Raw genomic sequence first — 26,305 nt, 5'->3', positions numbered from 1 at the left:
AATTTCTTGCCATGCGGTTTTCTATGATATTTTTATAATGAGCTCTATGGCAATTCTTATTCAGACGTTCCCCGCTGCCTATACTCCCAGCTTCAGCTTTCTCAGCTGCTCCTCAGCCGTCACATTCGTCGTCGGAGTATAGCCCTTAAGCGGTACGAGCTTCTCGTTGATAGCGTCCAGTATCCACTCCTTCTGCGGGAAGAAATACTTGTCGTACTCGAAGGGCGGTGTGATCCAGTTCTGCGCGCCTACTACTGCGGGCGGAGCATCCAGGTAATCAAAGGCAAGCTCTGTGATATTCTTTGCCACTTCGTCCAGGAAGCTTCCTCTTGCGCAGGCGTCGGAAGCCAGAACCACTTTTCCGGTCTTCTTTACAGACTCCAGAATCTTCGTGTAATCCAGCGGAACCAGACTGTGCAGGTTGATAAGCTCCGCGGACAGACCATATTTCTCCTTCAGTTCCTTCACTGCGTCGTATGCTCTGTACAGAGTTGCTCCAATGGTCAGAATCGTTACATCAGATCCCTTTGTAATCACATCCACATCACCAAAGGTCAGCTCGTATTCTTCCTTCGGAACGCCGCCTTCATGGAATTTTTCTCCCACATCGTAAATTCTCTGGCTCTCAAAGAATACTACCGGATCGGTTCCATTCAGGGCTGCCTGCATCAGGCCCTTCGCCTCATAAGGCGTAGCCGGGAAGCAGACCTTCAGTCCCGGTACATGGGCGCACATGGACGTCCAGTCCTGAGAGTGCTGCGCGCCGTACTTGGAGCCTACGGATACACGCAGGATCAGAGGCATCTTCAGAATTCCGGCGCTCATGGCCTGCCATTTCGCCATCTGGTTGAAAATCTCGTCACCGCAGCATCCGATGAAGTCGCCGTACATCAGCTCGATCACCGCGCGGCCGCCGCACATGGTATAGCCTACGCCGGTACCTACGATAGCGGACTCGGAAATCGGGGAATTGAACAGTCTGGAGTAGGGAATTACATCCGTAAATCCACGATATACAGCAAAGGCGCCGCCCCAGTCACGCACATCCTCGCCATAGGCGATCAGAGTCGGATCTTCGTAATATTTGTTGAGCATGGGCTCAAATACAGCGTCACGGATGTTGTACCGCTTCATGGAACTTACTTCCTGTCCATCCACATAATGTGTGTGGATCTTCTTCTGGATATCCATGTAACGCTTGCAGTTCTCCTTCGGTCCCATGACAGAGGGCTCTCTGGTCGGGTCCATATTACGCTGTTTGCCGTTATTAAACATCACACGCTCAATGATAGCCGGATCTTTGTCGAAGTCAAGATACGGGGACGCTTCCTTATCTGCGGCCAGACGGCAGATACGTGCCATTCTTTCTTTTGTCTTCGCCCAGATCTCCTCAAATACGCTGTCCTCTGCCACGCCGGCCTCTACCAGAGCCTTGCGGTAGGTTACCAGCGGGTCCTGGGCTCTCCATGCCTCGATCTCTTCCTTGGTGCGGTACGCATTCTGATCGGAAGTGGAATGTCCCAGCAGACGGTAGGTTACCACATCCAGGAATACCGGACCCTCGCCGCTCTTTACCAGCGGGAGCTTACGGCGGTAAGCGTCAATTACTGCCAGCGGATTGTAACCATCTACACGCTCCGCGTGAAGCTGGCTCTCCGTTACGCCTGCGCCCATACGCGCCAGCTCTCCGTAGCCCATGGTCTCTCCGCAGGTCTGGCCGCCCATTCCGTAAGAGTTGTTATTGATATTGAAGATCAGCGGGAGTCCTCCCTTTCTTCCGTCCTCCCACAGAGTGCGGTACTGATCCATGGTTGCAAAGGAAAGAGCCTCCCATACAGGTCCGCGTCCCATGGAGCCGTCGCCCAGGTTCGCTACCACTACGCCCTCTTTGTCGTTGCATTTCTTGAACAGGGAAGCGCCGGTGGCAATGGTTGCGGAACCGCCTACCAGAGCATTGTTCGGATATACGCCGAAGGGCAGGAAAAACGCGTGCATGGAACCGCCAAGTCCCTTATGGAAGCCGTTCTCACGGGCAAACAGCTCTGCCAGAGCGCCGTATACCAGAAATTCAATGGCCAGCTCCTTGACATCTCCCTCTGCCTTGCTGACGGTCTTGATCGCTTTCAGGGTCTTGCCGTCAAAGAAATTCTCCATGATATCAAGAAGCTCCTTATCGCCCAGCTTCTGAATACAGGAAAGTCCCTTTGCCAGGATCTCGCTGTGGCTTCTGTGGCTTCCGAAGGTGAAATCTTCCTTTCCAAGCAGATAAGCCTCGCCCACGGCTGCCGCCTCCTGTCCCAGAGACAGATGGGCCGGACCGGGATATGTAGTCTCCACATCGGCGTATCTTGCCTGTGTCTTAATCTGATTCAGCATATCCTCGAATTCACGGCAGATAGTCATGTCGCGGAAGATACGGATCAGATCCTCTTTCGTGTAGTTTCCTTCATCCAGCTCCTCTTGTACGGACTTTTTATATACGTTGATGGGAATATCTTTAAATGTGATTTTTCCTTCCGCGCGCATTTTGTCCGGATCGACAAATATTGACTTTGGCATGTTCTTGTTCTCCTTTTTTATATTCTCATTTCACAGGCTTCACGCCTGTGCGGTTGACAGTTCTATTATGGCAGGGGCCAGGGACCGGACGTAACCGTCCCCGGCCCGAAAGTCAGTTGGCATCTTCCATATTCCGGCTTCCGCCGCAGATTGGTTACTGCATCATCAGAAGCGGGAGGTTTTCAAGAGCATTGCAGAGCTCTTTCACAAAGCGGGAAGCCGGAGATCCGTCGACCGCCCTGTGGTCATAGGTCAGGCAGAGACCCATCGCCTGGTATGGCTTAATCTCTCCGTTCACTTCCTTAATGCGTGTCGTAGTGCCGCACACACCCAGAATTCCCACCTGAGGCGGGTTTACAATCGGCGTAAACATCTCCACGCCCAGGGAACCCACATTGGAAACTGTGAAGGTGGCTCCTGCCAGCATATCGGGCGTCGCCTTGCCTTCCTGACAGATCTTTGCCAGCCGCTTCGCTTCCACGCTGATCTCCGCCAGACTCATCTGATCTGCGTTGAAAATGGTCGGTACGAAGAGTCCCTTCGGTGTATCTACCGCCATTCCGAGATGTACGTGGCTGTATTTGCGGAGTACATTCTCTTCCGGCATAATCGCGTTCAGATCCGGGTGATGCAGAATAATCCGTGACACCGCAAAGAGCACCATATCGTTCAGTGTAATATTCGGCATACCCATCGCCTCGCCGTTGGCCTTGATCTGCTTTCTTAAGGCAAGAAGGGCCGTGGCGTCGAAGGTGTGATAGTGGGTGAGCTGCGCCATGGTGCTTAAGGACTTCATCATGCCCTTTGCCGTAGCTTTTCTCACGCCGGAGAACTTCACATCCACATATTCCGCTTCCGGTGCTGCTGCCGGAGCCGCTGCTGCCGCTGCCGGGGCAGGCGCTGCTGTCTGAACCGGCGCTGCGGAGACTGCTGCCGCAGGGGCCGGAGCCGCCGCAGGCGCGCTGGCCGCGTACGCCTTCACATCCGCTTCAATAATCCGTCCGTGCGGTCCGGTGCCTGCCGCCGCCGTAGCGTCCACGCCAAGCTCCTTCGCCGTCTTTCTGGCTCTCGGAGAGACTTTGGCGTCGGGATTGGCCGGGCCGGAAGCCGCCGCTGGCTGAGCTGCCGCAGGTGCCGCTGCCGGGGCAGGCGCTGCCGCGGGCTGGGCCGCTGCCGGAGCGGCGGGCGCGCTGCCGTCCTTCAGGCCTTCTGTGCTGTCGCCGGGCTGGCCGATGGCACATACAGGAGCCAGTACCGGAACCTCATCGCCATCCTGATAAAAGATTTCCAGAAGCTCTCCTTCCGCTGTGGATTCGCACTCAAAGGACGCCTTATCTGTCTCATAGGTAAAGAGCACATCTCCGATATTGACGTGATCTCCCTTTTTCTTCTGCCACTCGCTGATCATACATTCTTCTACGGTGATTCCCGCTTTCGGCATGATAACCGTCTGGGCCATATGCGCTCCTGATGGCGCTGCCGCAGGAGCTGCCGGCGCTGCCTGCGCTTCGGGGGCTGCCGCAGGAGCTGCCGGAGCCGTTCCTGCCGCCGGGGCAGTCCCTTCCTTCAATCCCTCGATACTGTCTCCCGGCTGGCCGATAGCGCAGACATTTACCAGCACCGGAACCTCGTCTCCATCCTGATAGAAGATCTCCAGCAGTTCTCCTTCTGCTGTGGACTCGCATTCAAAAGACGCCTTGTCCGTCTCGTATGTAAAGAGCACATCTCCGATATTGACATGATCTCCCTTTTTCTTCTGCCATTCTGTAATCACACATTCCTCTACGGTGATTCCTGCCTTCGGCATCAGAACTCCCTGAGCCATATGAGCTCCTGCCGCCGGCGCAGGTGCCGCAGAAGCCGCAGGTGCTGCCGCGGGTGCAGCCTGGGCTGCGGGAGCTGCCGCGGGCGCTGCTTCCGCTCCGCCTCCGCGCAGGCCGGAAATATCGTCTCCCGGCTGGCCGATTGCACATACATTTACCAGTACCGGAACCTCGTCCCCATCCTGGTAAAAGATTTCCAGCAGTTCTCCTTCTGCTGTAGATTCGCACTCAAAAGACGCCTTATCCGTCTCATAAGTGAAAAGAATGTCGCCCACATTTACATGGTCGCCTTTCTTTTTCAGCCATTCGGTAATCACACACTCCTCTACTGTGATCCCCGCCTTTGGCATCAATACGCCTACCGCCATTTTTTCTTACCTCCATCATTTTTGTTTCATTTATATTTCTTTTTATTACCCACACCGTCAGAGAATCTTTGTCCCGGCCGCTTCCGCTCTTCTGACCAGCTCTTCCGGAAGTCCGCCGTCGCTGATGATATAATCTACATCTTCCACATTTCCAAAAGTATAAGGCAGAATCTTTCCACATTTGGAGCTGTCCATCAGGATCACCGTCTGTCCCGCCTTCTGAAGCATCAGCCGCTTTACCAGCATTTCATCTTCCTTCCCGCAGGTGAAACCGCCCTCATCCGTATAGCCGGATACTCCCAGAAACGCCGTGGCAATATTGATCTGCTCCAGCATCTGGAGCGTGCTCTGCCCTGACACCGCCTGGTTGAACCGGTTCAGGGTGCCGCCGCACATATGAATCGTGGGAACGGCGAGCCTTCCCAGCTCCAGCGCGATATTGGGACCGGTCGTAAAAATGTTGATATCCATATCCGGCATGGCCTGAGCCAGCGCCATGCTTGAGGTCCCCGCGTCCAGGAACACCGCGCTGCCCTGTTCAATCAGTTTCAGCGCTTTGGCAGCCATTTCCCGCTTGGCCTTCATATTCGTATGCATGCGGGCTTCCAGCTTGGCCTCCGTGATGCTGCTTCCCTGAACCGCCGACACGGCTCCGCCTCTGGTACGGTTGATGACCCCTTCCTGTTCCAGCTTCTCCAAATCCCGGTGTATCGTCATTAAACTGACATCAGGAAAAAGAGCGCTGAGCTCTTTCACTGTCACAGCACCTTTTTCCTGAATATACTTCCCTATCTTTTCCCGCCGAAGCTGGTTCATAATTTATATCCCCTTGTTATATTTTGTTATATTGTTCCCGTTTTCTGTAACAGATTATAACATTTCATAACATTCAAGTCAACAGGTTTTTTGCTGTCCGCGGGAATAAAAAAGAGGGCTTTTCCTGGCTCCAGGCCTCCGGAAAATACCCTCTTTTTCCACCCGCCGGCTCTCCGAACCGGCGGCTTATCTGCTCCGCAGCAAAAACTCGCTGACGTTTCCCTCTGTAACTTTTTCATAAGGCAGATAGATACATCTTTCCTTTTGGAACTCTATCTCATCCATGCCTTTCCCTGTAAGGAGCGCCAGGCTGAGCCGGGCCATGGCTCCCGCCTGCCCTTCCTTATCATTGTAAACGGTTCCGGCAATCTCCGAGTCCATAACTGCTTCCAGCCCTTCGTCCGTGCCGTCGATTCCGAAAAAGGCCGGAAGCGCCGACTCTGTATAGTTCAGCTTTCTGTACGCGTCAAGGGCGCCCAGCGCCATGTCATCATTATTTGCCAGAACCAGCTCAATCTGACTGTGATACTGCCCGAGAAGCTGCTCCATCCGGTTCTCTGCCTGGGCGCGGTTCCAGTTGGCAATCTGATTGCTCAGCTTCTCCAGTTCAATTCCCTGGCCGATCAGTGTCTCCACCACAGTCTCCGTACGGATAATGGCATCCTGATGTCCGACTTCCCCTTCCAGCACTACGTACTGGATCTTTCCGTCATGATTCTTGTCAATCTCACTGTCGGCGCGTATCATATCTGCCGCCAGCTCTCCCTGCATACGGCCGGATTCCTCCGCCTCCGCTCCCACATAATAAAGACCGTCCCACTGCATCAAATCTTCAGCCACCGGCTCTCTGTTAAAAAATATGATCGGCACATTCTGCTCTCTGGCCAGATCGATGATTTCTGACGGGTCCGCCCGGTCCACCAGGTTGACGCAGAGCACATCGCAGCCGGCATCAATCAGTTCTTTTACCTGATCATCCTGTGTACGCTGGGAGCCGGCCGCATCCCGAATCATCACCACCGTCTCCATATCCTGTCCCTGCAGCTCTTTCAGCTGTTCCCGAAAGCTGTCCAGCAGCTCATTCAGAAAGGTGTCGCTCTGATTATAATAGGCCACCCCGATATACTTTTTTCCCCCTGTCTCGTCCTCTCCCTTTCCGCAGGAGCACAGAACCAGCATTCCCACGCAGAACAGAACCGCCGCCGCTGTTTTTCTTATTTTTATCCTCATACCGCTTTTTCTCCTACTGGCTCATGGTAAAAAGAAGCTCCTGGTTTTCTTTGGAAAACATAGTCTCTCTGCGCAGTACCGTATAAGAAACCACCTGATCCTTCTCTTTATAGAAAAGCTGTTCCATCCCATCAGCAATCTCACTCATGCTCTGATATCCCACATGAAATCCATCCGGCACCACCAGGCATTCCACGCTTCCCGTATCCAGATAGTAAGCCGCCTGGGTAGAATGGGCGATTCCGTAAAGCAGAGCTCCGTTCAGGCCGTCTGAAGCGGAATAGGCGCCCGCCGCCGTCAGGCTGCTGTCATCCAGCGCCGCCACAAAATCCACTTTTTCCTGGCCCCCCAGATAATCTTCCTCCCCATTGTCAAAGTTTCCGGCTACCCGCCAGCTCACTTCTGCTCCGGTTCCCTCCAGAGCGTCGCAGAATCCCTCCGTCCGTCTGGCTGTTACCTCTGAATCGGTAGTCCGGGACACAATTCCCAGCGTCTTCCCTTCCAGATTTCCACTGTAATCCTCCAAAACCTCCCGGGCCAGGGCCTGTCCCATAGCGTAATCATCCGCCGCCGTGACAGGGAATTCCGAGGCCTTTCCGTTTCCGGAATCCAGTGCTTCCACCAACATCACCGGAACCTTCTTCTTCACCTTCTGAAGCATTTCTTCCACGCCCTCTCCCGGAACCGGCTGGACAATTACCGCGTCGGCTCCCTTGCCGATCTCGCTCTCGATCAGCTCCCGCTCTTCCTCCGTGGTCATCACGCTCTCGGTTCCTACGATCACAGCCTCCACCCCCCTGTCCTGGGCCGCCATGCGTATCCCGTATTTAAATGCCGCCCACTGGGCGTTATCGGAATCCCGGACAATCACCGACACTCTTCCCAGAGGTTCTCCATTGTTTTCCCGCAGCATCATTACCGCCAGGATAAGAACCAGGATACCCAGAACCGCTTCTGTTATAATAAAAGATTTTTTGCTGACTTTCATTCTGACCTTCCTTCTTCCAGAAGCTTTGTGCCTTCTTCCGTATATGGTACCGCCGGTATGCGGACAGTGACTCTGGTGCCCTCATCCGGCTCGCTTTCGATGACCAGTCCATACTCATTTCCGAAATAAATCTGAATACGCCTGTTCACATTCACAAGACCCACGCCGGAACCCCGCTTATGAATGCGGGTACTGTCTGTAAGCACAAGACCCACTTCCTCTTCTGACATTCCGATTCCGTTGTCTGTCACAGAGAGCAGAATGTTGTCTCCATCCCGTCTGCCCTCCACACAGATTTCTCCGGACTCATCCATACCGCTTACTCCGTAATTAATGGCGTTTTCCAGAATCGGCTGCAGAATCAGCTTGACCGTGCTGTAGGAGCAGATATCCGGATCTATGTCAAAGCTTACAGAAAAAGTATTTTTATACCGGACCTTCTGAATATTCATATAGCTCTGAGCATGCTGGATCTCATCCTTGATGCTGATGATTGTGCGTCCCTTTGAAAGACTGATCCGGAACAGCCTGGCCAGCTGGGAGATCATAAAGACCGCTTCGTCGTTCCGTTCTCCTTCCACCATCCAGGTGATGGATTCCAGCGTATTATAAAGAAAATGCGGATTGATCTGGCTCTGAAGCGCGTCCAGTTCGCTCTTTCTTCTCTCATTCTGCTCCAGCACAATCTTCTTCATCAGATCCTCAATCTGTTCATAGGATTTTTGTATGGAATGTCCCAGGTGCCGGATCTCCTGAGGGCCTCCGATGTAAATTTCCGGTTTTTCTCCCGCTTCATATTCTCTGACCGAATCATTCAGTCTCAGCACCGGCCTGGAAATGCCCTGTGAGACGATACGGTTCACGACGGCCAGCATCATGGCCATCAGAAGCATCAGCAGAACGATAAAATACCGCATATTGACCATGCCGTAGGTAAAAGCAGAATAAGGGATCACACCGACCAGCTTCCAGCCGGTGTAGCTGATGGTATTTACCACCACTTTCCTCCGCTCCCCCTCAAAGGTCTCGTCATAGACACCGTCCTTGTAACCGGCCGCCATCCTGCTGTTTTCGCTGCTGATTCCATCGCTGATCTGTATCCGCCTCGGATGATAGATAATCTCGCCGCTGCTGTCACACAGGTAATAATACTGCCCGTTCTCCGAAGTATTGATCTGATCCAGCATCCGGGACATCACGGAATAGTCCATGTCCACAAGCAGAACGCCCAGTTCTGACCGCCCTTCGTTTGTGATTTCCACAGCCCGGCTCAGAGAAATCACCCAGTAATAGCGGAAGGTGCTGTCATCAAACAGATTCTGGATATGAGGCGTGGAAAAATGCATGTTCTCCACCTCATCCAGCGCCTGCTGAAACCATCCCTGCTCCGTTACATTCAGGTTTTCCTTCTGGGTGGCCACCGGTTCAGCGGCCAGAAGCCCTCCGTAGCTGTTGTAAACCACAATGCTCTGCAGATTATCCCGGTTTGCCTCGTAAAGCAGATTGATCCGGCTCTGAATGTCCTCTCCGCTGGTGGAAAAGTCATTCTCTTTGATCAGGTAATAGTACGCCGTATCCGATATCTGCCGCATACTGATCAGATACTCCTCCAGATTCTCTCCGGTCTGTTCCAGCAGCCTCCGGGTGCTCTGTATCGTCTCCTGCCTGGCGGCGTTGGAAAAACGCAGATAGAGTACAATTCCAAGAATCAGCATAATAGAAATGGAAATCACGGAGAAGCTGAACATGATCGTAGTCTGAATTCCCCGGGGTTCCAGTCCTTTTACATATTTCAGAAATCTACTTTTCACTTTCCGCATGCTCCGTTCTGTACTTGGAAGGCGATACGCCAAATCTTCTCTTGAACACGTAGCTGAAATAATTCGGGTCCGTGTAGCCTACTTCCTTCGCAATAATATAACTTTTCTCACTGGTTTCAATCAGACGGCGGGCCGCCTGATCCATGCGGTAATCCGTCAGATAGCTGATAAAGGAATTCCCCGTCTCTTTTTTAAAGATGGTGGAAAAATAGGAATTCGACACTCCCAGGACCTCGCAGATGCTGTCCAGGGAAAGCCCCGCGTCTGCGTAATTGTCCCGCACATACTCCTGCGCCCGTAGCACGAAAGACTTTGTCGATCTGTTTCTGGTGTTCGCCAGACTTTCCTGAAAAGCAAGGCAGAGGTCCACAAACCATTTCCGCAGCGCGTCCGGCGCCATCTCAATCAGCCGCCCGTAAAGCTCTCCCATATCTCCCGAAAAGACTTCCGTCTGAATATCGTTATTGACCGCGAACCGGTACAGCACGCTCACCAGCTCCATCACCGCGATATGATGATACTGCAGGGATTTTGCCGGCAGGAAAATATGGTCCATATACCTGCCCGCCTCCTCAATGACATCTTCCCGGGAATTAAGCCGTATTCTCTTAAAAAGACTGGCGATTTCCGCGTCGCTTACCATCTCATCTCCGCCCGCTTCCTGGGGCGCGATCTCCTTGATATTGATTGCTCTTGAGGTCCCGTAAAGAGCCCTGTAAGAAACCGCCTCCCGGGCGCCGGTATAGGACTGTGACAGTTCCAGGATGCTTGAGCACACCTGCCCGACTCCTACAGTGACTACGGCTCCGATGATCCTGCGGGCGTACCGGCAGAACCGGTCACATTCGTCCGTCAGCTCAGACACATCATTTTCATCCGCAAGCTGAGCAAGCATCACGGTATTCCCCAGATAGGAAAAAGTCTTTGCCTTCCATTTCTCTCCCAGATACTCTTTGGCCTGCTTCTGGACAGACATGGCCAGAAGTACCGGGTTCATTCCTCTGGAAACCTGGGTGGAAGAAGTATGCACGACCAGGCAGCAGAAATAAGGCCCTTCAAAAGTAACCTGATAATCTTTCAGAAACTTCTCTACCTCATTTTCGCGAATCTGCCCTTCAATCAGCGTAGTATAAAAGTTAGCTTTCAACAGCGGCAGAGACTCCATATAATATTTCTTCAGCGTCTCCGCGTTCCTCTTTTCGCTGATCTCCTGGTCCAGCTTGATCTTCAGCGATGTGAACACATTCGTCAGCTCTATGGAATTCACCGGCTTCAAAATATATTCCTCCACCTCCAGATGGACCGCCTCTTTCGCATATTCAAATTCATCAAAGCCGGTAAAGATCAGCACCTTCGTTGCAGGATACTCCGTCCTGATGCGTTTCGACAGCTCCATCCCGTCCATATACGGCATTTTGATATCCGTCATAACCACATCCGGCTGATATTCTTCCACCATTTCCAGGGCCTTCACTCCATTGTTCGCGTATCCTATCACGGAAAAGCCAAGCCCTTCCCAGTTTATCTTTTTCTGAATGACCTGAATGACTTCCTCTTCATCGTCAACCAAAAGCACTGTATAAATATCCATGATTCCTCTCCGTCCGTCATGATGCGTCTTTTTTATAGTTTTATCATTATAACAAAAAAAATCCACTCTGTCTGCCCTTCGGCAGAACTGGAGTGGATTTCTTTACGGATTTATTTCTTCTGAACGTACTTCAGACAGTCAAGAGTTACCGCTACCAGAATGATGATACCGGAGAATACGAACTGCAGGTTCGTATCGATACCAAGAATGGTAAGGGAGTAAGTCAGAGCCGTGAAAATCAGCACACCAACTACAACGCCTGAAATCTTACCAATACCACCGGTAAAGGATACGCCGCCGACTACGCAGGCAGCGATTGCGTCTGTCTCCCAGCCCTGTCCATAAGCGGCAGAACCGGAACCAACCATTCTCGCGCACTCAAGCCAGGAACCGAAGCCGTACAGGATACCTGCCAGAATGAAGGCGCCTACCGTTACAGCGAATACGGAAATACCGGATACTGCTGCCGCCTCTGCGTTTCCGCCTACCGCGTACAGATTCTTTCCGAATGTGGTCTTATTCCAGATAAACCATACAATTGCCACTGCTGCCACCGCCCAGAGAATGATGGTCGGGAAGCCGTTTACTCTCGGAATGATCATGGTCGGAATGGAGGACTCAATCGCACCAAAGGACACACCCTTTGTCGCGTAAGTGATAAGACCGAAGATCATCAGCATGTTCGCCATCGTAGAGATGAAGGGATGCATCTTAAACTTTGCGGTAAAGAAGCCCGCCAGTGTGGTGAAGCAGGTACACAGCAGAATACACATAATCAGCGCGAAAATCATTCGCAGCGGAATCGGCCAGCCGGTAAAATCGAAGATATGTCCGAAGACGCCGCCGGTGTTCACACCCTGGTGCATGATAATGGTAGCCGTCGTCATACCCATACCTACCATACGTCCGATGGAAAGGTCGGTACCAGCCAGCAGGATCAGACCTGCCACGCCCAGCGCCAGGAACATTCTCGGAGACGCCTGCTGCAGAATGTTCAGCACGTTGTTGTAGGTCAGAAGAGGCGTACCCTTGATGACCGGCGTGATTATGCAAAGCACGATGAAGATCAGGATAATCGCTATGTACAGACCGTTCTGCAGAAGGAAGGTTCTGCGGTTGAAGGTATACTTGTAATTTTCCCACTTCTGGCTCATGGTCTGGCCGAAAGTGAATTTCGACATGCGCAGCATATCGATCAGATGATACTTATGAGCAAAAGCGGCATGTCTTCTGTCCTTGATCTCCTGCAGAGCTTTCTGGTAATCCATCTTCGCGTCAAACTGACGATTCTTATATACATAATTCTCGTCCTTGATTTCCTGATGGTCGGAGAGCTTGGACATCGCAGCCTGATGCTCCTTCTGGAGCTCTGCCAGCTTCGCGTCGTAAGCTGCCTTCGCGGCTTCCTTCTCATACTTCGCGCTCTCGCATACCGGCTCATAGTATTCTTTGTCAAAATGCTCTTTGATGTAGTTTTCAGCGTCTGCAATCAGCTTCGCGATCTCATCCTTATTCTTGGACTCGATCTCTTTTGCCTTGGAAAGCTCTCCCTGAAGCTTTGCTATGGAAGCCTCGTTTTCTGCCTTGCTGCGGCTCTTGTCTCTCTTCAGAGAATCGATTCTGTTCTGAAGGGACACTACCCTGTCTGTGCCGTCCACTCTCAGGGCATTGATCTTTTCCTGTATGCCGCCCACATAATCGTCAATCGGCTTGCGCAGTTCCATTTCCCGCTCGGCCGTAAGAATCTTTTCATTTCCTGTTGCCATATCTATCGTTCTCCCTCGTTATAGGTATTTTGCACTGAGTCTTAACAGCTCTTCCTGATTGGTCTCTTTCGTATTTACGATTCCGGAAAGATGTCCGTTCGACATGACGCCGATCCGGTTCGTGATACCCAGAATCTCCGGCATCTCGGAGGATACCACGATAATCGTCTTTCCCTGTTTTGCCATCTGGATAATCAGCTCGTATATCTCGTATTTGGCTCCTACATCGATTCCTCGCGTCGGCTCATCCATCATGAACACCAGAGGCTCACGCTCCAGCCATTTTCCAAAGATAACTTTCTGCTGGTTTCCTCCGGAAAGGCTTGTGATCATATCTTCCGGTCCCATACATTTGGTATGCATGACCTTGATCTCTTTCGTTGTAGCCTTCGTCATCTTCGTGTCGGAAAGAGCCGGTCCTGTCTTGTACTGGTTTAAGTTGGCAATCGTGGTATTGAACGTAAGGTTGCCCTTCAGGAACAGTCCGTTGGCCTTTCGTTCCTCAGTGATCATGGCAAATCCATGTTCCATGGCTTCCTTGGCACTGTTGAAGTTCATCAGGCGGTTATTGAAATATACACGGCCGGCCGCTCTGGTGCGCACTCCAAAGATAGTCTCCAGAAGCTCCGTACGTCCCGCTCCAACCAGACCGTAGAGTCCGAAGATCTCTCCTTCTCTGACATCAAAGGTTACATCCTGCAAATGAGGCTCGAACTTTGTGGACAGGTGCTGAACGGACAGAATCACGTCACCCGGCGTATTATCCACCGGCGGGAAGCGGTTCTCGAGAGAACGTCCTACCATGGCGGAGATCAGCTCGTTCATATTCGTATCCTCTGAGCTCTTTGTCATAACCAGGTTGCCATCCCGGAGTACGGAAATCTCATCACAGATCTCAAAGATCTCATCCATCTTATGAGAAATGTAAATCAGAGCAATTCCCTGCTCTTTCAGCATCCGCATCATCTCAAAAAGCTTATTTACCTCCTGGACGGTCAGGGAAGAAGTCGGCTCGTCAAGTACAATCACCTTGGAATTGTAGGAGATAGCCTTGGCGATCTCGCACATCTGCCGCTGTGACACAGACATTTTCCGCATGGGCTGTGTCAGATCGACCGTCATGCCAAGTCTTCTGAAAAGCTCGGAAGCCTCTTTTTTCATTCTGCCCTCGTCCACGATTCCCATGGAATTCTTCGGGTAGCGTCCAAGGAACAGATTATCAATCACGTTTCTTTCCAGACACTGGTTCAGCTCCTGATGAACCATCGCGATGCCGTTCTCAAGGGCATCCTTCGGTCCGGAAAAACTTACTTCCTTTCCGTCAAGGAAGATCGTCCCTTCGTCCTTCTGATAGGTACCAAAAAGACATTTCATCATCGTTGACTTGCCGGCACCGTTCTCGCCCATCAGTCCCATAACCGTTCCGCGCTTCACATCCAGATTGATATGATCGAGAACCCGGTTGCGGCCGAAGGACTTGCACATTCCGCGTATCGATAAGACAACGTCATCCCTCTTATCTGCCATTCTCTTTACTCCTGTATCTATAGATTGGTTGAAAACACTCTTTTCCCCGCGGCAGGCAGGAGCCACGCACGCTCCGGCGGCCGCAGATTCCCTCTGAAAGATTATTAGGGAGAATCTCTTCTCCCCAATAATCTAGTCCGTTATAAATTATTTATTTCACTAAATAATCTTTCTGGATTTTACTGGCTAAGCAGAGATGTGTAGGAAGCTGCATTGTCTGTCTTAACCATGTTGATTGCGAATGCATCATACTGGCTCGGATTTCCGAGACGGTTTGTGATGTTGGACTCTGTCTGTCCGTCTCCGCCGATGTACTCAACGTTCAGGTTCAGAAGGTCATCATAGTTCTGCAGCAGCGGCTGATAAGTAGCGCTCAGGAAGTTATCAGCTGCGTTGTAGATGTTCAGCCATACGTTCTTTGTCGGATGGGTCTCTGCATCAAGCTGGTTGGATACCGGTGCGTATACAACGGTGGAATCCAGGAAGTCTTCATAGTTCTCAGCGGTAACAGCTACGTTCAGTGCGTAGTAGGAACGCTGCTCCTCATTGTAGGTAAATACATCCGGAGTCAGTACGTTGCCTGCCTCGTCAGCAGTGCCGATACCTGTGTCAATGTCTACGCCGTCCAGTGCGTTACGAAGAACACGAAGGGTCAGGTAAGCCTGTACGTCTGCGTGCTGGCTGATGGTTCCGCCGTAGCCCTCTGCGATAGCTGCTACAGCGTCGCTGTTAGCGTCATATCCGAAAGTCGGTACGCCTTCTGCCTTGGACCAGCCGTTGAACATAGCCATTCCCATACCATCATTGTTGGATGCTACGATGTCGATCTGATCGCCAAAGGATGCGGACCATGTGCTGATAGCGTTTCCAGCGGTAGCTGCGTCCCAGGTAGCTCCTGCGGAGTTCTTCATTTCCTGAGAAGCCAGCTCACGAACCGTGTAGGTGGTTCCGTTGATCTCAAGGGTTCCGTCCTGTACATGAGTGGAAGATCCATCTGTATTTGCTCCAACCGGAGTGCTGTCGATAGCTCCATCTACCTCTACAGCTGTTCCAAGAGCGGAACGAACGCCTCTGGTACGTGCGATGGAATCGTTGTGTCCGATATCGCCGACAGCCAGAACGTATCCGATAACGCCGTCGCCGTTGCGGTCGATAGTATCGATATTAGCCTCGATGTAGTCTCTGATCATGGTTCCCTGCAGCTCAGCACCCTGATTTGCGTCGAATCCTACATAATATGTATTCTCATTGAAATTCAGAGCTGTCATGTCCAGTTCTCCAGTGGAGCTGTTGGACGGCTGACGGTTGAACCATACCAGCGGCTTGTCCGCATTCGCTACTTCTCCGCTGTCAGCAGTCTCAGTAGTTTCAGCAGCATCTGTGCTCTCTTCTGTTGTGGCTGCGTCAGTGCTGTCTGTCGTCGTAGTGTCGCTTCCGCCACCGCCGCATGCGGTCAGGGAAAGTGCCAGCACTGCTGCCAGAGTCAGTGAAAGTAATTTCCTTTTCATAAATCTGTTTCCTCCTTTTATCTAACGATGTTTCGTTGATATGGACAGTATAGACGATATCTGGAAAATAAGATATAGAATATTTTTCACTTTTCATTGAAATTTTAATGGTTTTTTGGATATTTTGAATAATATCCCATCCTCTCTTCCGGATATCCGTCCGTGCAGGCACGGCAGACGCGGGCATCTTTCCGGCATTCCGTAAAAAAACGGGCAGTCCCGCAGACCGGGGACTGCCCGCGCCGCATCCGCGGCCGCTTTCGGAATGAAAACTTCCGGATATTACTCAATCACTCTGATAAAACGCTCAAAAGCCGCCTGGCCTTCTTCCGTCCGTTTGTACACGCCGGCACATTCCAGCACTTTGGCGAACACCTTTCCGATCTCCGCCTGCACGATGGAGTGGATGTTCTCAGGACCCACCTCATACCGTTTCATCCAGTCCTCCGCCCAGTCCGCATGCTTTTCCAGGACCTCGTTCTGACGCAGATCCTCTCCCTTCAGCACAGCGTCCTCCAGCAGAGCCATTTCCTTTTTCAGTCTGGCAGGAAGCACAGCCAGTCCCATGACTTCGATCAGGCCGATATTTTCCTTCTTAATATGATGATACTCCGCATGAGGATGGTATACTCCCATGGGATGTTCTTCCGTCGTGATATTGTTCCGGAGCACCAGGTCCAGTTCAAACAGGCCGTCCCGCATCCGGGCAATGGGCGTAATCGTATTGTGGGGAACTCCTTCCGTCTCACTGTAGATAAAGGCCGCTTCGTCCGTATAGGCTCTCCATGCTTTCAGAATATGATCGGCAGCGTCCGCTATCTGAACCGCGTCCTTCCCCTGCAGGCGGATTACCGACATGGGCCAGCGGATGATGCCGGCCGTCACATCCGGATATCCGGACATGGCAAAATACTTCTCATACGGCGCTTTTGCCATGGCAAACACATAATTTCCACCCTGAAAATGGTCGTGGCTTAAGATGGAGCCTCCCACAATCGGCAGATCCGCGTTGGACCCCGCCGTATAATGAGGAAACTGCCGGACAAAGTCAAGAAGCTTTACGAAAGCCGCCCGGTCAATCTTCATGGGAATATGTTCTTTATTAAAGATAATGCAGTGCTCATTATAGTATACATAGGGCGAATACTGGAGGAAATATTCCTCTCCATTCAGCCGGAGCGGAATAATCCGGTGGTTCTGTCTGGCCGGATGGCCAAAATGTCCCGCATATCCCTCATTTTCCCGGCAAAGCAGACAGCTGGGATAGCCGCTCTTCTTCGCCTGTCCGGCCTTCGCGATGTCCCGCGGGTCCTTTTCCGGCTTGGAAAGATTGATGGTAATGTCAATGGGGCCGTATTCCGTCTCCGCCACCCATTTTTCATCCTTTGCGATCCGGTCCCTGCGGATATAGTTGGTAGCCTGGCTGAAAGCATAGTAATCGTCTGAAGCCGCTTTCGGAGATTCCTCATATTTCTCCCAGAATCTTCTCTGCACCTGGGAAGGCAGGGGCGTCAGAAGCCCCATAATCTTTGTGTCAAACAGATCTCTGGCCGTCACGGTATCGTCCTCCAGGATCTTATGCTCCACCGCGTAATCCAGCATATCATCCAGAATCTCATGAACAGGCCGCTTCTGGGCAGGAATCCCTTTCTTCTCATATTCATTCAGCCCGAACAGGGAAAGCAGCTGGTTGGTCACATACACCTCATCCGCAGGCTCCACCAGACTGTTCTCCATACCATAGGAAACCAGTTCCCCGATCAGGGCGTTAATGTCTTTCTTCTCTTCCATTTTGTCTCACTCTCTCTTTATAATACCTTCATTCCGCCATATTTACGGATCTGCAGCACGCTGCAGGCTCCCTCGCCGAAGAGCTGATCCATTCTATCCTTATATTCCGCCACAGCCTCATCCTTTACAAAGGCCTGGATCGTTCCGGCAAAGCCGCCTCCATGCACACGGCAGACGCCCCTGTCTCCCAGAACTGCCTCGCTGACCGCCAAAGCGATGGAAACATTCTGATGCTGCACATCATGATTCGTATATACATTCTGCAGATATTTGAAAGAGGAATCGCCCGAAGCCTTAACGGCACGCAGGAACGCCTGGAAATCTCCGGCGCGCAGAGCCGCTACCTCCTCCCGCACTCTCGGATTCTCCGTCACAAAATGAATGGCGCGCAGCAGAGCGCGGTCTCCGGCTTTTTCCCTCACTTCAGCCGCTTTCTCAAGCAGCTCCGGAAGAGTCACGTCATGAAGCACTTCTTTTCCGAATACGGCAGCTGCGGCCCTCATCTCTCTGGGAACAGCCGCATAATCATCCGTCAGATCCGCATGCGATCCTTTGGTATCTGTGATGCACAGGCTGTAGCCGTACTCCTCCAGGTCACAGGCAACGCTTTCGATCTTCGGATTCTTCTTGTCCGCGAAATCAATATGTACCAGGTTTCCCACAGAGCTTGCCGTCTGATCCATCAGGCCGCAGGGTTTTCCGAAATACACGTTCTCCGCATACTGGCCGATAATCGCAATATCTACCGGTGAAATCTTCATATCATTATAAAGACCGGAGATAATCGTTCCGATAATGGTCTCAAAAGCGGCTGATGAGGAAAGTCCCGCTCCAATCAGCACATCACTGGTAATATAAGCCTGAAATCCGCCTATCTGGCCGCCATGCTCGCGAATTCCCGCCAAAACGCCTTTGATCAGGGATTTCGTAGTCTCCTTCTCCTCTTCCTTCACATCCAGATCATCCAGGGAAATCTCGATCTGCGGCGCGGTTCCGGATACTACTTTTACCACCCCTTCCAACTTTCCTACGATTCCGATGGCGTCCAGATTGATGGAAGCGGCCAGCACTTCTCCATTCTGATGGTCCGTGTGGTTTCCTCCGATCTCACTGCGGCCGGGCGCGCTGTAGATCTCTGCCTCTCCACACCCGTAAAGCTCTTCATAGCGGGAAATGGCATCCGCGTAACGCTGTCTCTGGTAGTCCAGCAGCGCCTCATCAATATAAATATCTCTCAGCAGTTCATCCTTTTCTCCGCTTACAAAAAGCTCTTTTAATTCCTTCGTTGTTTTCATGTGCGTATCCTCATTTTCTTTTTATTTCCGGCCGGCGCTCTGCCGGACGGTCTCTATTTCTATTGTAAACCATTCCCTGAGATAAGCCAAGACAAATTTGAAGAAGTGCGGAAAAATACAATGTTTACATGCATTTGTGCAACAAAAAGCCCGGCCATCCGGCCGGGTTTTTTCAGGCTGCCTTAAAAATCACACTGCGGTACCTATCCAGCACCGTTACCAGAATCATTCCCATGATTCCGCAGGTAAGAAGCTCTCCAAGCCCCACGGTTCCCATCAGGAACGGGATGCTGAAAGGTTCGCCATAACCGTATCTCAATACCCAGGGCACAATCAGCACATTTGCCGCAATCGGAGGCAGAGGGGCGAGATATCTGCTCTTATTCCGCAGCATATAGGTTCCCACCGCCCCGATCAGCGTAGCCGCGCTTCCGCAGATGACATCTACGAGGATTCCTCCGCCCAGCAGATTCGCAATCAGACAGCCGATAAACAGGCCCGGTATGGCGGCCGGCGTGAAAAACGGCAGAATCGTCAGCGCTTCCGCAATACGTGTCTGGATCGCTCCGTAACTGATAGGCTGGAACACCACGCAGAGCACCACATAGATGGCGGCAATCATGGCCGCCCGGGTCATAAACAGTACCTTGTTCGTCTTCATATTCAGTTCTCCTTTAGTTTTGTTTTACGAGTGGAAGGTCTCGAACACTCGGCATATTTATCAAAAAGCCTTGCATTTACGGGCTTTTCAACGTGGTATAGAATAGCATGGGGAGGGTAAATTGTCAAGTAAGTACCAGAAAAGTACCACTTTGCCGTTTATCAGGTATCAGAACGCAAAAAGAGAGGCCGCCGCCCCTCTTAAAATGCTCCTGCAATCTTCTCCATTTCTGCCGCTTTCGTGTCCGGCAGTACATGACTGTATAAATCCATCGTCATAGCAAGGGAGCTGTGGCCCAGGATGGTTTTTAATACCTGGGGCGGCATTCCTGCCTCTATGGCCCGTGTGGCGAATGTGTGCCGGAAGATGTGGGGCGTAATCCGTGGGAAGTCGTGTCCCTCTGCCTGAATGCGCTTCACAATCCGGTCTATTTCTGCCTGTAGTCTGTCCCGGCTTAATGGTTCCCCCTTTTCGTTACAAAATAGGTAACGGTCTAGCCGTTCCACTTTAAAGCCCCAGTAATTGCGCTGTGCGTCCAGTAGCGCCACCAGGTCAGCAGTTAAGGGTATGTCTCTTTTAGAAGTCCGGGTTTTAGGTGTATCCTCAAAATATCCCTGTCCCTCTATGTATTTCAGTGTACGCTGTACGTGGATTACATTCTTTTTCTTGTCCACGTCCGAATACTTCAAGCCCCTTATTTCTCCGTTTCTCATGCCGGTTCGCAGCATAACGGCAAACAGATTGTATAAGTAGCTGTCCTTTGCATATTCCATAAAAAGCGCCTGCTGTTCTTTCGTCATAGCCTGCCTTGCTCCTTTCTCTTTCTGCCGCGGCAATTCCGCCAGCTTGACCGGGTTCCGTTCAATCAGCCCATTTCTCACCGCCTGCTGCATACACCCATTAAGGATAGCAGATACAATTTTAATACTGGAAAGTGCATATCCTTCCTTCTCCATATCATTGTAAAACCGCTGAATATGTTCGCCCCGTATATCCGAAACTTTTTTATCCCCCAGCCGGCCCTTTATCATGCTGTCGAAATACTTCTTGTAATTGTAGTATGTCCCGGCCTTTACCCGGTTTTTCTTGTATTGCTCCATCCAAGTTATGAACCATTCGGACAGAACCACCTTTTTCTTCTCCACAAATGCGCCGTGTTCCAGTTTGTACCGCAGCTCATTCATGGCCTTTTGGGTTTCCGTGACCGTATCGCCGTGTACAAGATACCGTTTCCCCTGGTACTGAAAGCGCCCCTCAAACTTATCATACCGCTGTTGTATTCCTTTGGGAAGTTTTCTCCCTCGCTTATCTATCGCCATAAAATCACGCCTTTCTATTCCTTCTCCTGCCTATATACTGCTTCTCTGACCGTGACTTCTCCTTCTATCAGGTCTATTATGCTCTGACACTTGCACTTCGGGCAGAACAGCGGGAAATTCTTCAGATACGTTTCCTTTGTGGCCTTCTGCCTCGTTTTGCCCTTACATATAGGGCATATTATAAAGCCGCTCTTATCAATCATCTTTACCGCCTTTTCCATGTATGGGAGCAGGCAGCAGGCCCATAAGGGCCGCCGCCGTCTTTGTTCTACTTCAAAACGATTGCTATGATTATCGCCCCGGACAGAGCCACATTTGCCATCAGCGACAGGAATAACAGCTTCCTAAGTTGCCTTATTTCCCGTCCGGCCTCTGCTATACAGTCCCTTGCAAGCTCCCGTGTCTTTCCCCTGCTGCCATTATGCCGCTTCCCTTCTGGCTCTGGGCTTTCTAATCGCCATTCTAAGCGGTTCCGGCTCCTGTCCGGCATATTCCTCCACCTCTGCCACCGCGACCGTTCTAAGCCCTCTGGAAGTCCTGACAATCAGCTTTTCCCCGACACTCACACGGCCCACCAAAAGCCCCGGCAGCTCCCAGGCGTACACCTTACCGCCTTTCTTATGTGAGGCCCTTATAATCTGCCTGCGGCCATACCTGACAGGAACAGAAAACAGTCCGTGGGCCTTTGCCAGTAAATAGCTTGTATATCCGTCTATCAGGTTCCCGGCCCCGTCCAGAATGATTTCAGACTGTAAACATCCCGTTTCCCTGAAATACTGCTCCTTGCTCTCCATTTTCTTCTGCTTCGGCGGGTGTGTTGAAAAGCATGGCAGAATATTGATTCTATTTATATCTATGTCAAATACTTCCCCTGCCTCCTTGACTCCCTGTTGCCACGCCGCATTAAATCCGCTTTCTGAAAGCTCCAGAAACCTCATAAAGAGCGGGTCATGATTGACAGCAACCCCGAAATAACCTTCAATCAGTTTCGCCATAAAATTGGCCGTTATATGAAAATCTTCATCCCTGCTCTTACGTCCACATTCATGCAGAACATTCAGAAGAAAAGCGTAAAAGCCGGACAGTTTGTAGCAAGCCTCATCATTGCGGTATGCTGGTAACATAACCATTTCCGCCGTTACAGGGAATCTCATTTCATCGTACATTTTGTTTACCTCTTTCTTTACAAGGGGGCAGAGGCCATGTTATACTAGCCTCATACCCCGTGATTTTACTGGATTGCCGGGTTACTTGCCTTTGTCAGAATGTCGGTTCTGGCAGAGGCTTTTTTATATCTCCTATACACTGTCTGGCAGATTTCTCTTACTGTCTCCATTTCCTCTACTTCGGAATATGTGAGAAATATCGCCGGAAACTGTATTCCCTGTTCGGTTACTCTCAATAACTCCATGCCAAGCCCTCCTATGCTGTTGCCAACTCCTGAACCTGTGACCGTCCAAAGAACCGGGCTTTATACACCTTGCCGTCTCCCCTGCTGCCCCATATCAGATCAGCACCGAACAGGGCCTTGCTCCCGTGAATGACTTCATACCCCAGCTTCTTCCAGCCGCTCCATGTATTGGTTTCTTCCTCAACTCCTGCCGTGGCCTTTGCCGCCTCAATCCTCTTTGCGTTGACTTCCTCTGCCTTTGCGGAAAGCCATGCCCGATGTAAGCACTCCCCGAAAGAAAGTTCTTTGTTCTCCCGGTAAAGCCTCCATGCTCTCAACATGATTTTTCTTAAATCGTACTTCATGCTTCTTAAACTCCTTTCCCGGTAAAGGGTTCCGGCAGCCCAGGCAGGCTTTAAACATCTAGCGGCTTCTGCGGCATCTCAATCTCTCTTATCCTGTTTCCCTGTGTTATGTGGTACTCTTGCTTTCCCTTTCGGTACTCCCGTCCACCTTCGCTGCGGATTTTATTTTGTTTTCCCTTACCTTGTGATTATATTATAGCACTAACTCTAGTACGTGTCTATTGACTATTTCACTAAAGTTAGTACGTATGTGACGCACTATCTTTGTGCATAATTACACTAGACTTAGTACGTGACAAATGCTATAATATCAGTGTAAGGTGGAGAAGGAGACTCTTTATTGAGCCGCCCCCATTATCCAAAAGAAAGAAGGTGTGTAAATGGGAATTAGTTTCCATAAATTAGAAAATCTGCTCACAGAACGGGGAAAAACTTTTTATAGTCTGCGAAAAGATAAAATTGTAGGCACTGAAACCATAAAAAAGTTGCAACAAGGCTATGGAATTATTGACACACGTACAATCAGTAATTTGTGCGAATATCTAAACTGCCAGCCGGGAGACTTAATGGAGTATGTACCTGACAAGAAATAGCCCCTGACACTCAATCGACATAGAAGCGACACAGTATAATGCCAGCAGCTTAGCGGCTACCTTGTCCTTACCTCTCTATCAGGCGACAGGGAAACGACAGGCGAAAACCATTTGCTTTTTTTGCTTTCTCGAATAACCTATTGCTTTTTTCTGGAAACCAAAGGATAACCAAACGAGAACCAAACCGTAACCAAGAGATAACCTAATAAGGAATAGCACTCCGGAAAAGCGTCATATATTCCCCACTTGTGGGGTATGGCCTGCTCCCAGAAGCCGCCGTTTAGTCCTGCTGCCGGGTATTCCCTTATCAGGTATGAGGGCAGAGGCCGGGACCAAATTGTCCGAAATGTCATAAGGGTGTTTTACTCAAAATTGAGTTTTTCGCTTGCACCCCGCCGCCAGATGTGCTATATTGATAATAGAAAAGGGGAAAACAACCGCCCACAAGGGGTTGACCTCTCAAAGAGTAAATAGAATTACCACCCTTCGGCTCGGTCAAAGTTTCGGGGTGGTTTTTCTATGCTTAAAACACTACTTGATAAACGTAAATACGAATGTCAGTAATGCCAGGATGAACATTCCAAAGGCCATAAGGTCTTTAAAATCAAAATGTTTCATCAGCACCACCCCCATTCTATGTAAGAATAGAGGTCAGCCACCCTGCAACACGGTTGTTTTCCTTGCTCTTATTCTACCATGCCGCCCCCTGTATCTGCAATCACATTATTCTATTTTCCCTGTCTGTGCTGGCAAAATGCCGCTTTTATCCCTCTGCCCTATAAAATATACCTTCGGACAATTTCAATGCCTCCGCTCCCTATTCCTCTGGGGAGTTTTCAGCTTAAACGCCGCCCTGCTGCTCTCTGTTGAACCTTGCCACCAGTTCTGCCCGCTGTTCATCCGTCAATCGCCTTTCCTTTGACCTGATAGAGATAAGCCTTTTAGGGAATGTGTACCGCTTCGCCACAATCTCACCTTGATAGGTTTCTACCCTTCCCGGCTTGAATTGCCTGGGTTCTGCTGCATAAAGGACCAGACCAATAGGGAAAATTCCGCTGTGAAATGTCTATCATACAACTATCGCCACTATTATGTGCTTTCTATGCCAGCTCAAAAGGATTTCTTCCATTGGCAGACTGAGCTCTTTTCCCGCGATTGATAACAGCCTCAAATACCTGCCGGCCGTCCAATATAACCGGAATCTTGATAGTCTCATTTCCGCCGCTCTTTCCAGATTCTTCCCGGATAATGCGCCTGAGCAGGCTTTCCGGCATCTCAAGGTTATTTCCGTTCCTTTGGTCCCCCAGAACCGCCATAAACGGCGCGTTTGGCGGAATGACTGCGCCGGACGCAAGGTAGGGAATGGACGGGGCCGTGAGCGTTGACAGATTAAATCCATCAAATTTAAAGTTTCCAAAAAGCGGGATATCCACATCAAAGCGAATACGGTTCAATGCCCGAATCACTGTATTCACACCTGATACAATGCCATCAATTAATCCATTGATAAACCCAATGATTCCATTAACTGCAGGCCGTATAAAGTTTTTGATGCCGTTCCAGATAGCCTCTGTCCCGCTTTTCAGCGCCTCCCAGACATTTATAATCCTGTCCTTGATATTGACGAATGCATTGATCAGCTTCTCCTTCAGGCTTTCTACTCCATTAAACAGGCCCTCGATGAGATAAATTCCCATCTGCTTCATTACTGTCGAAGGAGAATTGATGCCAAACGCTGACTTAAATCCGTCAATGAACGGCTGAAAGATGTGCTCTTTAATCCATGAACCGATATTTTTAAATATCTCCAGAATTCCCTCTAACAGCCCCTGCATCGTAAACCGGCCGTCTTCATAGGCAACATCATGCCACCATGCAACAACACTGTCCCACGCCAGCTCTATCAGTCCCCATAAAAACTCTGCCAACGATGCCAGCGCAGCTCCAAGCCCCCGGAACAGGCTCTCTGCAATCCCTGAATAATCAATTTCTGCGATAAACGTTGCAATCTGATTGCCCAGCTTCTGCCAATTAACACTATTCAAGGTTCCTGTTATGGAATCGAGTACACCGATGAGCGTTTGAGACAGTGCATTTGCCACCTGGCTCATATCAAGATTAGTCAGGAATCCTGCCAGCGTCTCAATAGCAATTTTGAATCTTGACCACAGAAGCTGTCCAAACGCACGCCAGTCAACCTCTGAAAGAGCACGATTGAGCATTGCGGCCAGAGAAGCGCCGAGATTCTTCCAGTCAAACGTATAAATGAGATTCACAAGGAATTGAAACGCCAGATTCAGCCCAGAGCCGAGAGCCGCGCCTATCACTTCCCAGTCTATCCAGTTTACGAAATCATTGAATGCGTTTGAGATCTCCTGTCCCAGCAGCCGAACCTTATCCACCACGCCCGGAAATGAGAACGCTTGATATAAATTGGAGGAGAACGTATTGGCTGTGTTCGCTATGCCAGAGAGTGCATTTCTCAAAGCAGGAATACCCGTATTGAGCAGATAATCCAGGAATGCGCTGAAAGCCTCGCCCCATGAATCGAAGCTGAGTGGTTCAACCGGGACTTCCTCAAACATTTCGCTCGGTGAGGGGCCTGTATATCCGCCTGAATCTGAATTGTCTTTCGTCTCCAGCTTATTGATTTCATCCAGCGGCGACAGGTAACCCTCCATCGCCTTCTCTGCGTCTTTTGCTCCACTGGCTGAATCCTCCAGAGATGCCGCATAATCTTCTTGTACGGCCACCGCCTTCGTGAATGTTTTCTGCCTGTGCGTGGTAAGGTGATTTTACAGCCACAGGGTAAGGAGTTTTTTACATCACGCGGTAACGACTTTTTTACATGACAGGGTAAGGAGTTTTTTCCATCGTCCGGTAATCACTTTTTTA

General features: G+C 50.7%; 20 protein-coding genes. 1 reads left to right on the top strand and 19 read right to left on the bottom strand.

Annotated features, from left to right (window positions below):
• Window positions 1–78: 78 nt before the first annotated feature.
• From B5E82_RS12045 to B5E82_RS11960, 18 genes are all read right to left on the bottom strand, one after another.
• Window positions 79–2,559 carry an alpha-ketoacid dehydrogenase subunit alpha/beta gene (locus B5E82_RS12045; RefSeq protein WP_087307780.1) on the bottom strand — a complete coding sequence of 827 codons (2,481 nt, stop codon included), beginning with the start codon at window positions 2,557–2,559 and terminating at the stop codon, window positions 79–81.
• Between the two features lie 154 nt (window positions 2,560–2,713).
• On the bottom strand, window positions 2,714–4,750 hold the full coding sequence (locus B5E82_RS18320) for a 2-oxo acid dehydrogenase subunit E2 (protein WP_087307779.1): 2,037 nt from the start codon (window positions 4,748–4,750) through the stop codon (window positions 2,714–2,716).
• A gap of 57 nt (window positions 4,751–4,807) precedes the next feature.
• The gene (locus B5E82_RS12035; RefSeq protein ID WP_087307778.1) at window positions 4,808–5,566 is read right to left on the bottom strand and encodes a DeoR/GlpR family DNA-binding transcription regulator; all 759 of its coding nucleotides are present in this window, start codon (window positions 5,564–5,566) and stop codon (window positions 4,808–4,810) included.
• 186 nt (window positions 5,567–5,752) lie between these two features.
• Entirely contained in the window at window positions 5,753–6,796 is a 1,044-nt protein-coding gene (locus tag B5E82_RS12030) for a galactose ABC transporter substrate-binding protein (RefSeq protein WP_087307777.1), read from the bottom strand.
• A gap of 13 nt (window positions 6,797–6,809) precedes the next feature.
• Window positions 6,810–7,784 (bottom strand): sugar ABC transporter substrate-binding protein, encoded by a 975-nt coding sequence (locus B5E82_RS12025; RefSeq protein ID WP_087307776.1) that lies wholly within the window; start codon window positions 7,782–7,784, stop codon window positions 6,810–6,812.
• Complete coding sequence (locus B5E82_RS12020; protein ID WP_442911311.1) at window positions 7,781–9,604, bottom strand: histidine kinase; 1,824 nt, start codon at window positions 9,602–9,604, stop codon at window positions 7,781–7,783. The genes B5E82_RS12025 and B5E82_RS12020 overlap by 4 nt, the downstream gene beginning before the upstream one ends.
• Window positions 9,585–11,195 (bottom strand): response regulator, encoded by a 1,611-nt coding sequence (locus tag B5E82_RS12015; protein WP_087307775.1) that lies wholly within the window; start codon window positions 11,193–11,195, stop codon window positions 9,585–9,587. Before B5E82_RS12015 ends, B5E82_RS12020 begins: the two co-directional genes overlap by 20 nt.
• A 110-nt stretch (window positions 11,196–11,305) precedes the next feature.
• A complete protein-coding gene (locus B5E82_RS12010) occupies window positions 11,306–12,961 on the bottom strand; it encodes an ABC transporter permease subunit (protein WP_087307774.1) in 1,656 nt (551 codons plus the stop codon).
• Window positions 12,962–12,979: 18 nt separating this feature from the next.
• Window positions 12,980–14,488, bottom strand: a complete 1,509-nt coding sequence (locus B5E82_RS12005; RefSeq protein WP_087163767.1) for a sugar ABC transporter ATP-binding protein — start codon at window positions 14,486–14,488, stop codon at window positions 12,980–12,982.
• A 179-nt stretch (window positions 14,489–14,667) separates the two neighbouring features.
• Window positions 14,668–15,996 (bottom strand): substrate-binding domain-containing protein, encoded by a 1,329-nt coding sequence (locus B5E82_RS12000; protein ID WP_087307773.1) that lies wholly within the window; start codon window positions 15,994–15,996, stop codon window positions 14,668–14,670.
• Window positions 15,997–16,278: 282 nt separating this feature from the next.
• Window positions 16,279–17,787 carry a UDP-glucose--hexose-1-phosphate uridylyltransferase gene (gene galT, locus B5E82_RS11995; RefSeq protein WP_087307772.1) on the bottom strand — a complete coding sequence of 503 codons (1,509 nt, stop codon included), beginning with the start codon at window positions 17,785–17,787 and terminating at the stop codon, window positions 16,279–16,281.
• A gap of 17 nt (window positions 17,788–17,804) precedes the next feature.
• Window positions 17,805–19,082 carry a galactokinase gene (locus B5E82_RS11990; protein WP_087307771.1) on the bottom strand — a complete coding sequence of 426 codons (1,278 nt, stop codon included), beginning with the start codon at window positions 19,080–19,082 and terminating at the stop codon, window positions 17,805–17,807.
• Window positions 19,083–19,254: 172 nt separating this feature from the next.
• Window positions 19,255–19,743: a QueT transporter family protein gene (locus B5E82_RS11985; protein ID WP_087307770.1), complete on the bottom strand. Its 489-nt coding sequence runs from the start codon at window positions 19,741–19,743 to the stop codon at window positions 19,255–19,257.
• 200 nt (window positions 19,744–19,943) lie between these two features.
• Window positions 19,944–21,062, bottom strand: a complete 1,119-nt coding sequence (locus B5E82_RS11980) for a tyrosine-type recombinase/integrase (RefSeq protein WP_087307769.1) — start codon at window positions 21,060–21,062, stop codon at window positions 19,944–19,946.
• 14 nt (window positions 21,063–21,076) lie between these two features.
• Entirely contained in the window at window positions 21,077–21,265 is a 189-nt protein-coding gene (locus B5E82_RS11975; RefSeq protein ID WP_087307768.1) for a cysteine-rich KTR domain-containing protein, read from the bottom strand.
• Window positions 21,266–21,481: 216 nt separating this feature from the next.
• On the bottom strand, window positions 21,482–22,228 hold the full coding sequence (locus B5E82_RS11970) for a hypothetical protein (protein ID WP_087307767.1): 747 nt from the start codon (window positions 22,226–22,228) through the stop codon (window positions 21,482–21,484).
• Between the two features lie 65 nt (window positions 22,229–22,293).
• Window positions 22,294–22,473 (bottom strand): hypothetical protein, encoded by a 180-nt coding sequence (locus B5E82_RS11965; protein ID WP_087307766.1) that lies wholly within the window; start codon window positions 22,471–22,473, stop codon window positions 22,294–22,296.
• 11 nt (window positions 22,474–22,484) lie between these two features.
• Entirely contained in the window at window positions 22,485–22,817 is a 333-nt protein-coding gene (locus tag B5E82_RS11960) for a hypothetical protein (RefSeq protein WP_087307765.1), read from the bottom strand.
• 380 nt (window positions 22,818–23,197) lie between these two features.
• Here B5E82_RS11960 and B5E82_RS11955 point away from each other — a divergent pair, with 380 nt between their 5' ends.
• The gene (locus tag B5E82_RS11955) at window positions 23,198–23,410 is read left to right on the top strand and encodes a helix-turn-helix domain-containing protein (protein WP_087307764.1); all 213 of its coding nucleotides are present in this window, start codon (window positions 23,198–23,200) and stop codon (window positions 23,408–23,410) included.
• A 1,100-nt stretch (window positions 23,411–24,510) separates the two neighbouring features.
• Here B5E82_RS11955 and B5E82_RS11950 read toward each other — a convergent pair.
• The gene (locus B5E82_RS11950; protein ID WP_087307763.1) at window positions 24,511–26,163 is read right to left on the bottom strand and encodes a phage tail protein; all 1,653 of its coding nucleotides are present in this window, start codon (window positions 26,161–26,163) and stop codon (window positions 24,511–24,513) included.
• Window positions 26,164–26,305: the final 142 nt, after the last annotated feature.

Origin of the sequence: Lachnoclostridium sp. An138 (assembly GCF_002160765.1) — a bacterium.
GTDB classification, from domain to species: domain Bacteria; phylum Bacillota; class Clostridia; order Lachnospirales; family Lachnospiraceae; genus Laedolimicola; species Laedolimicola faecalis.
Note: the sequence above shows the minus strand (reverse complement) of the source record. Positions and strands in the feature narration are given on the sequence as shown.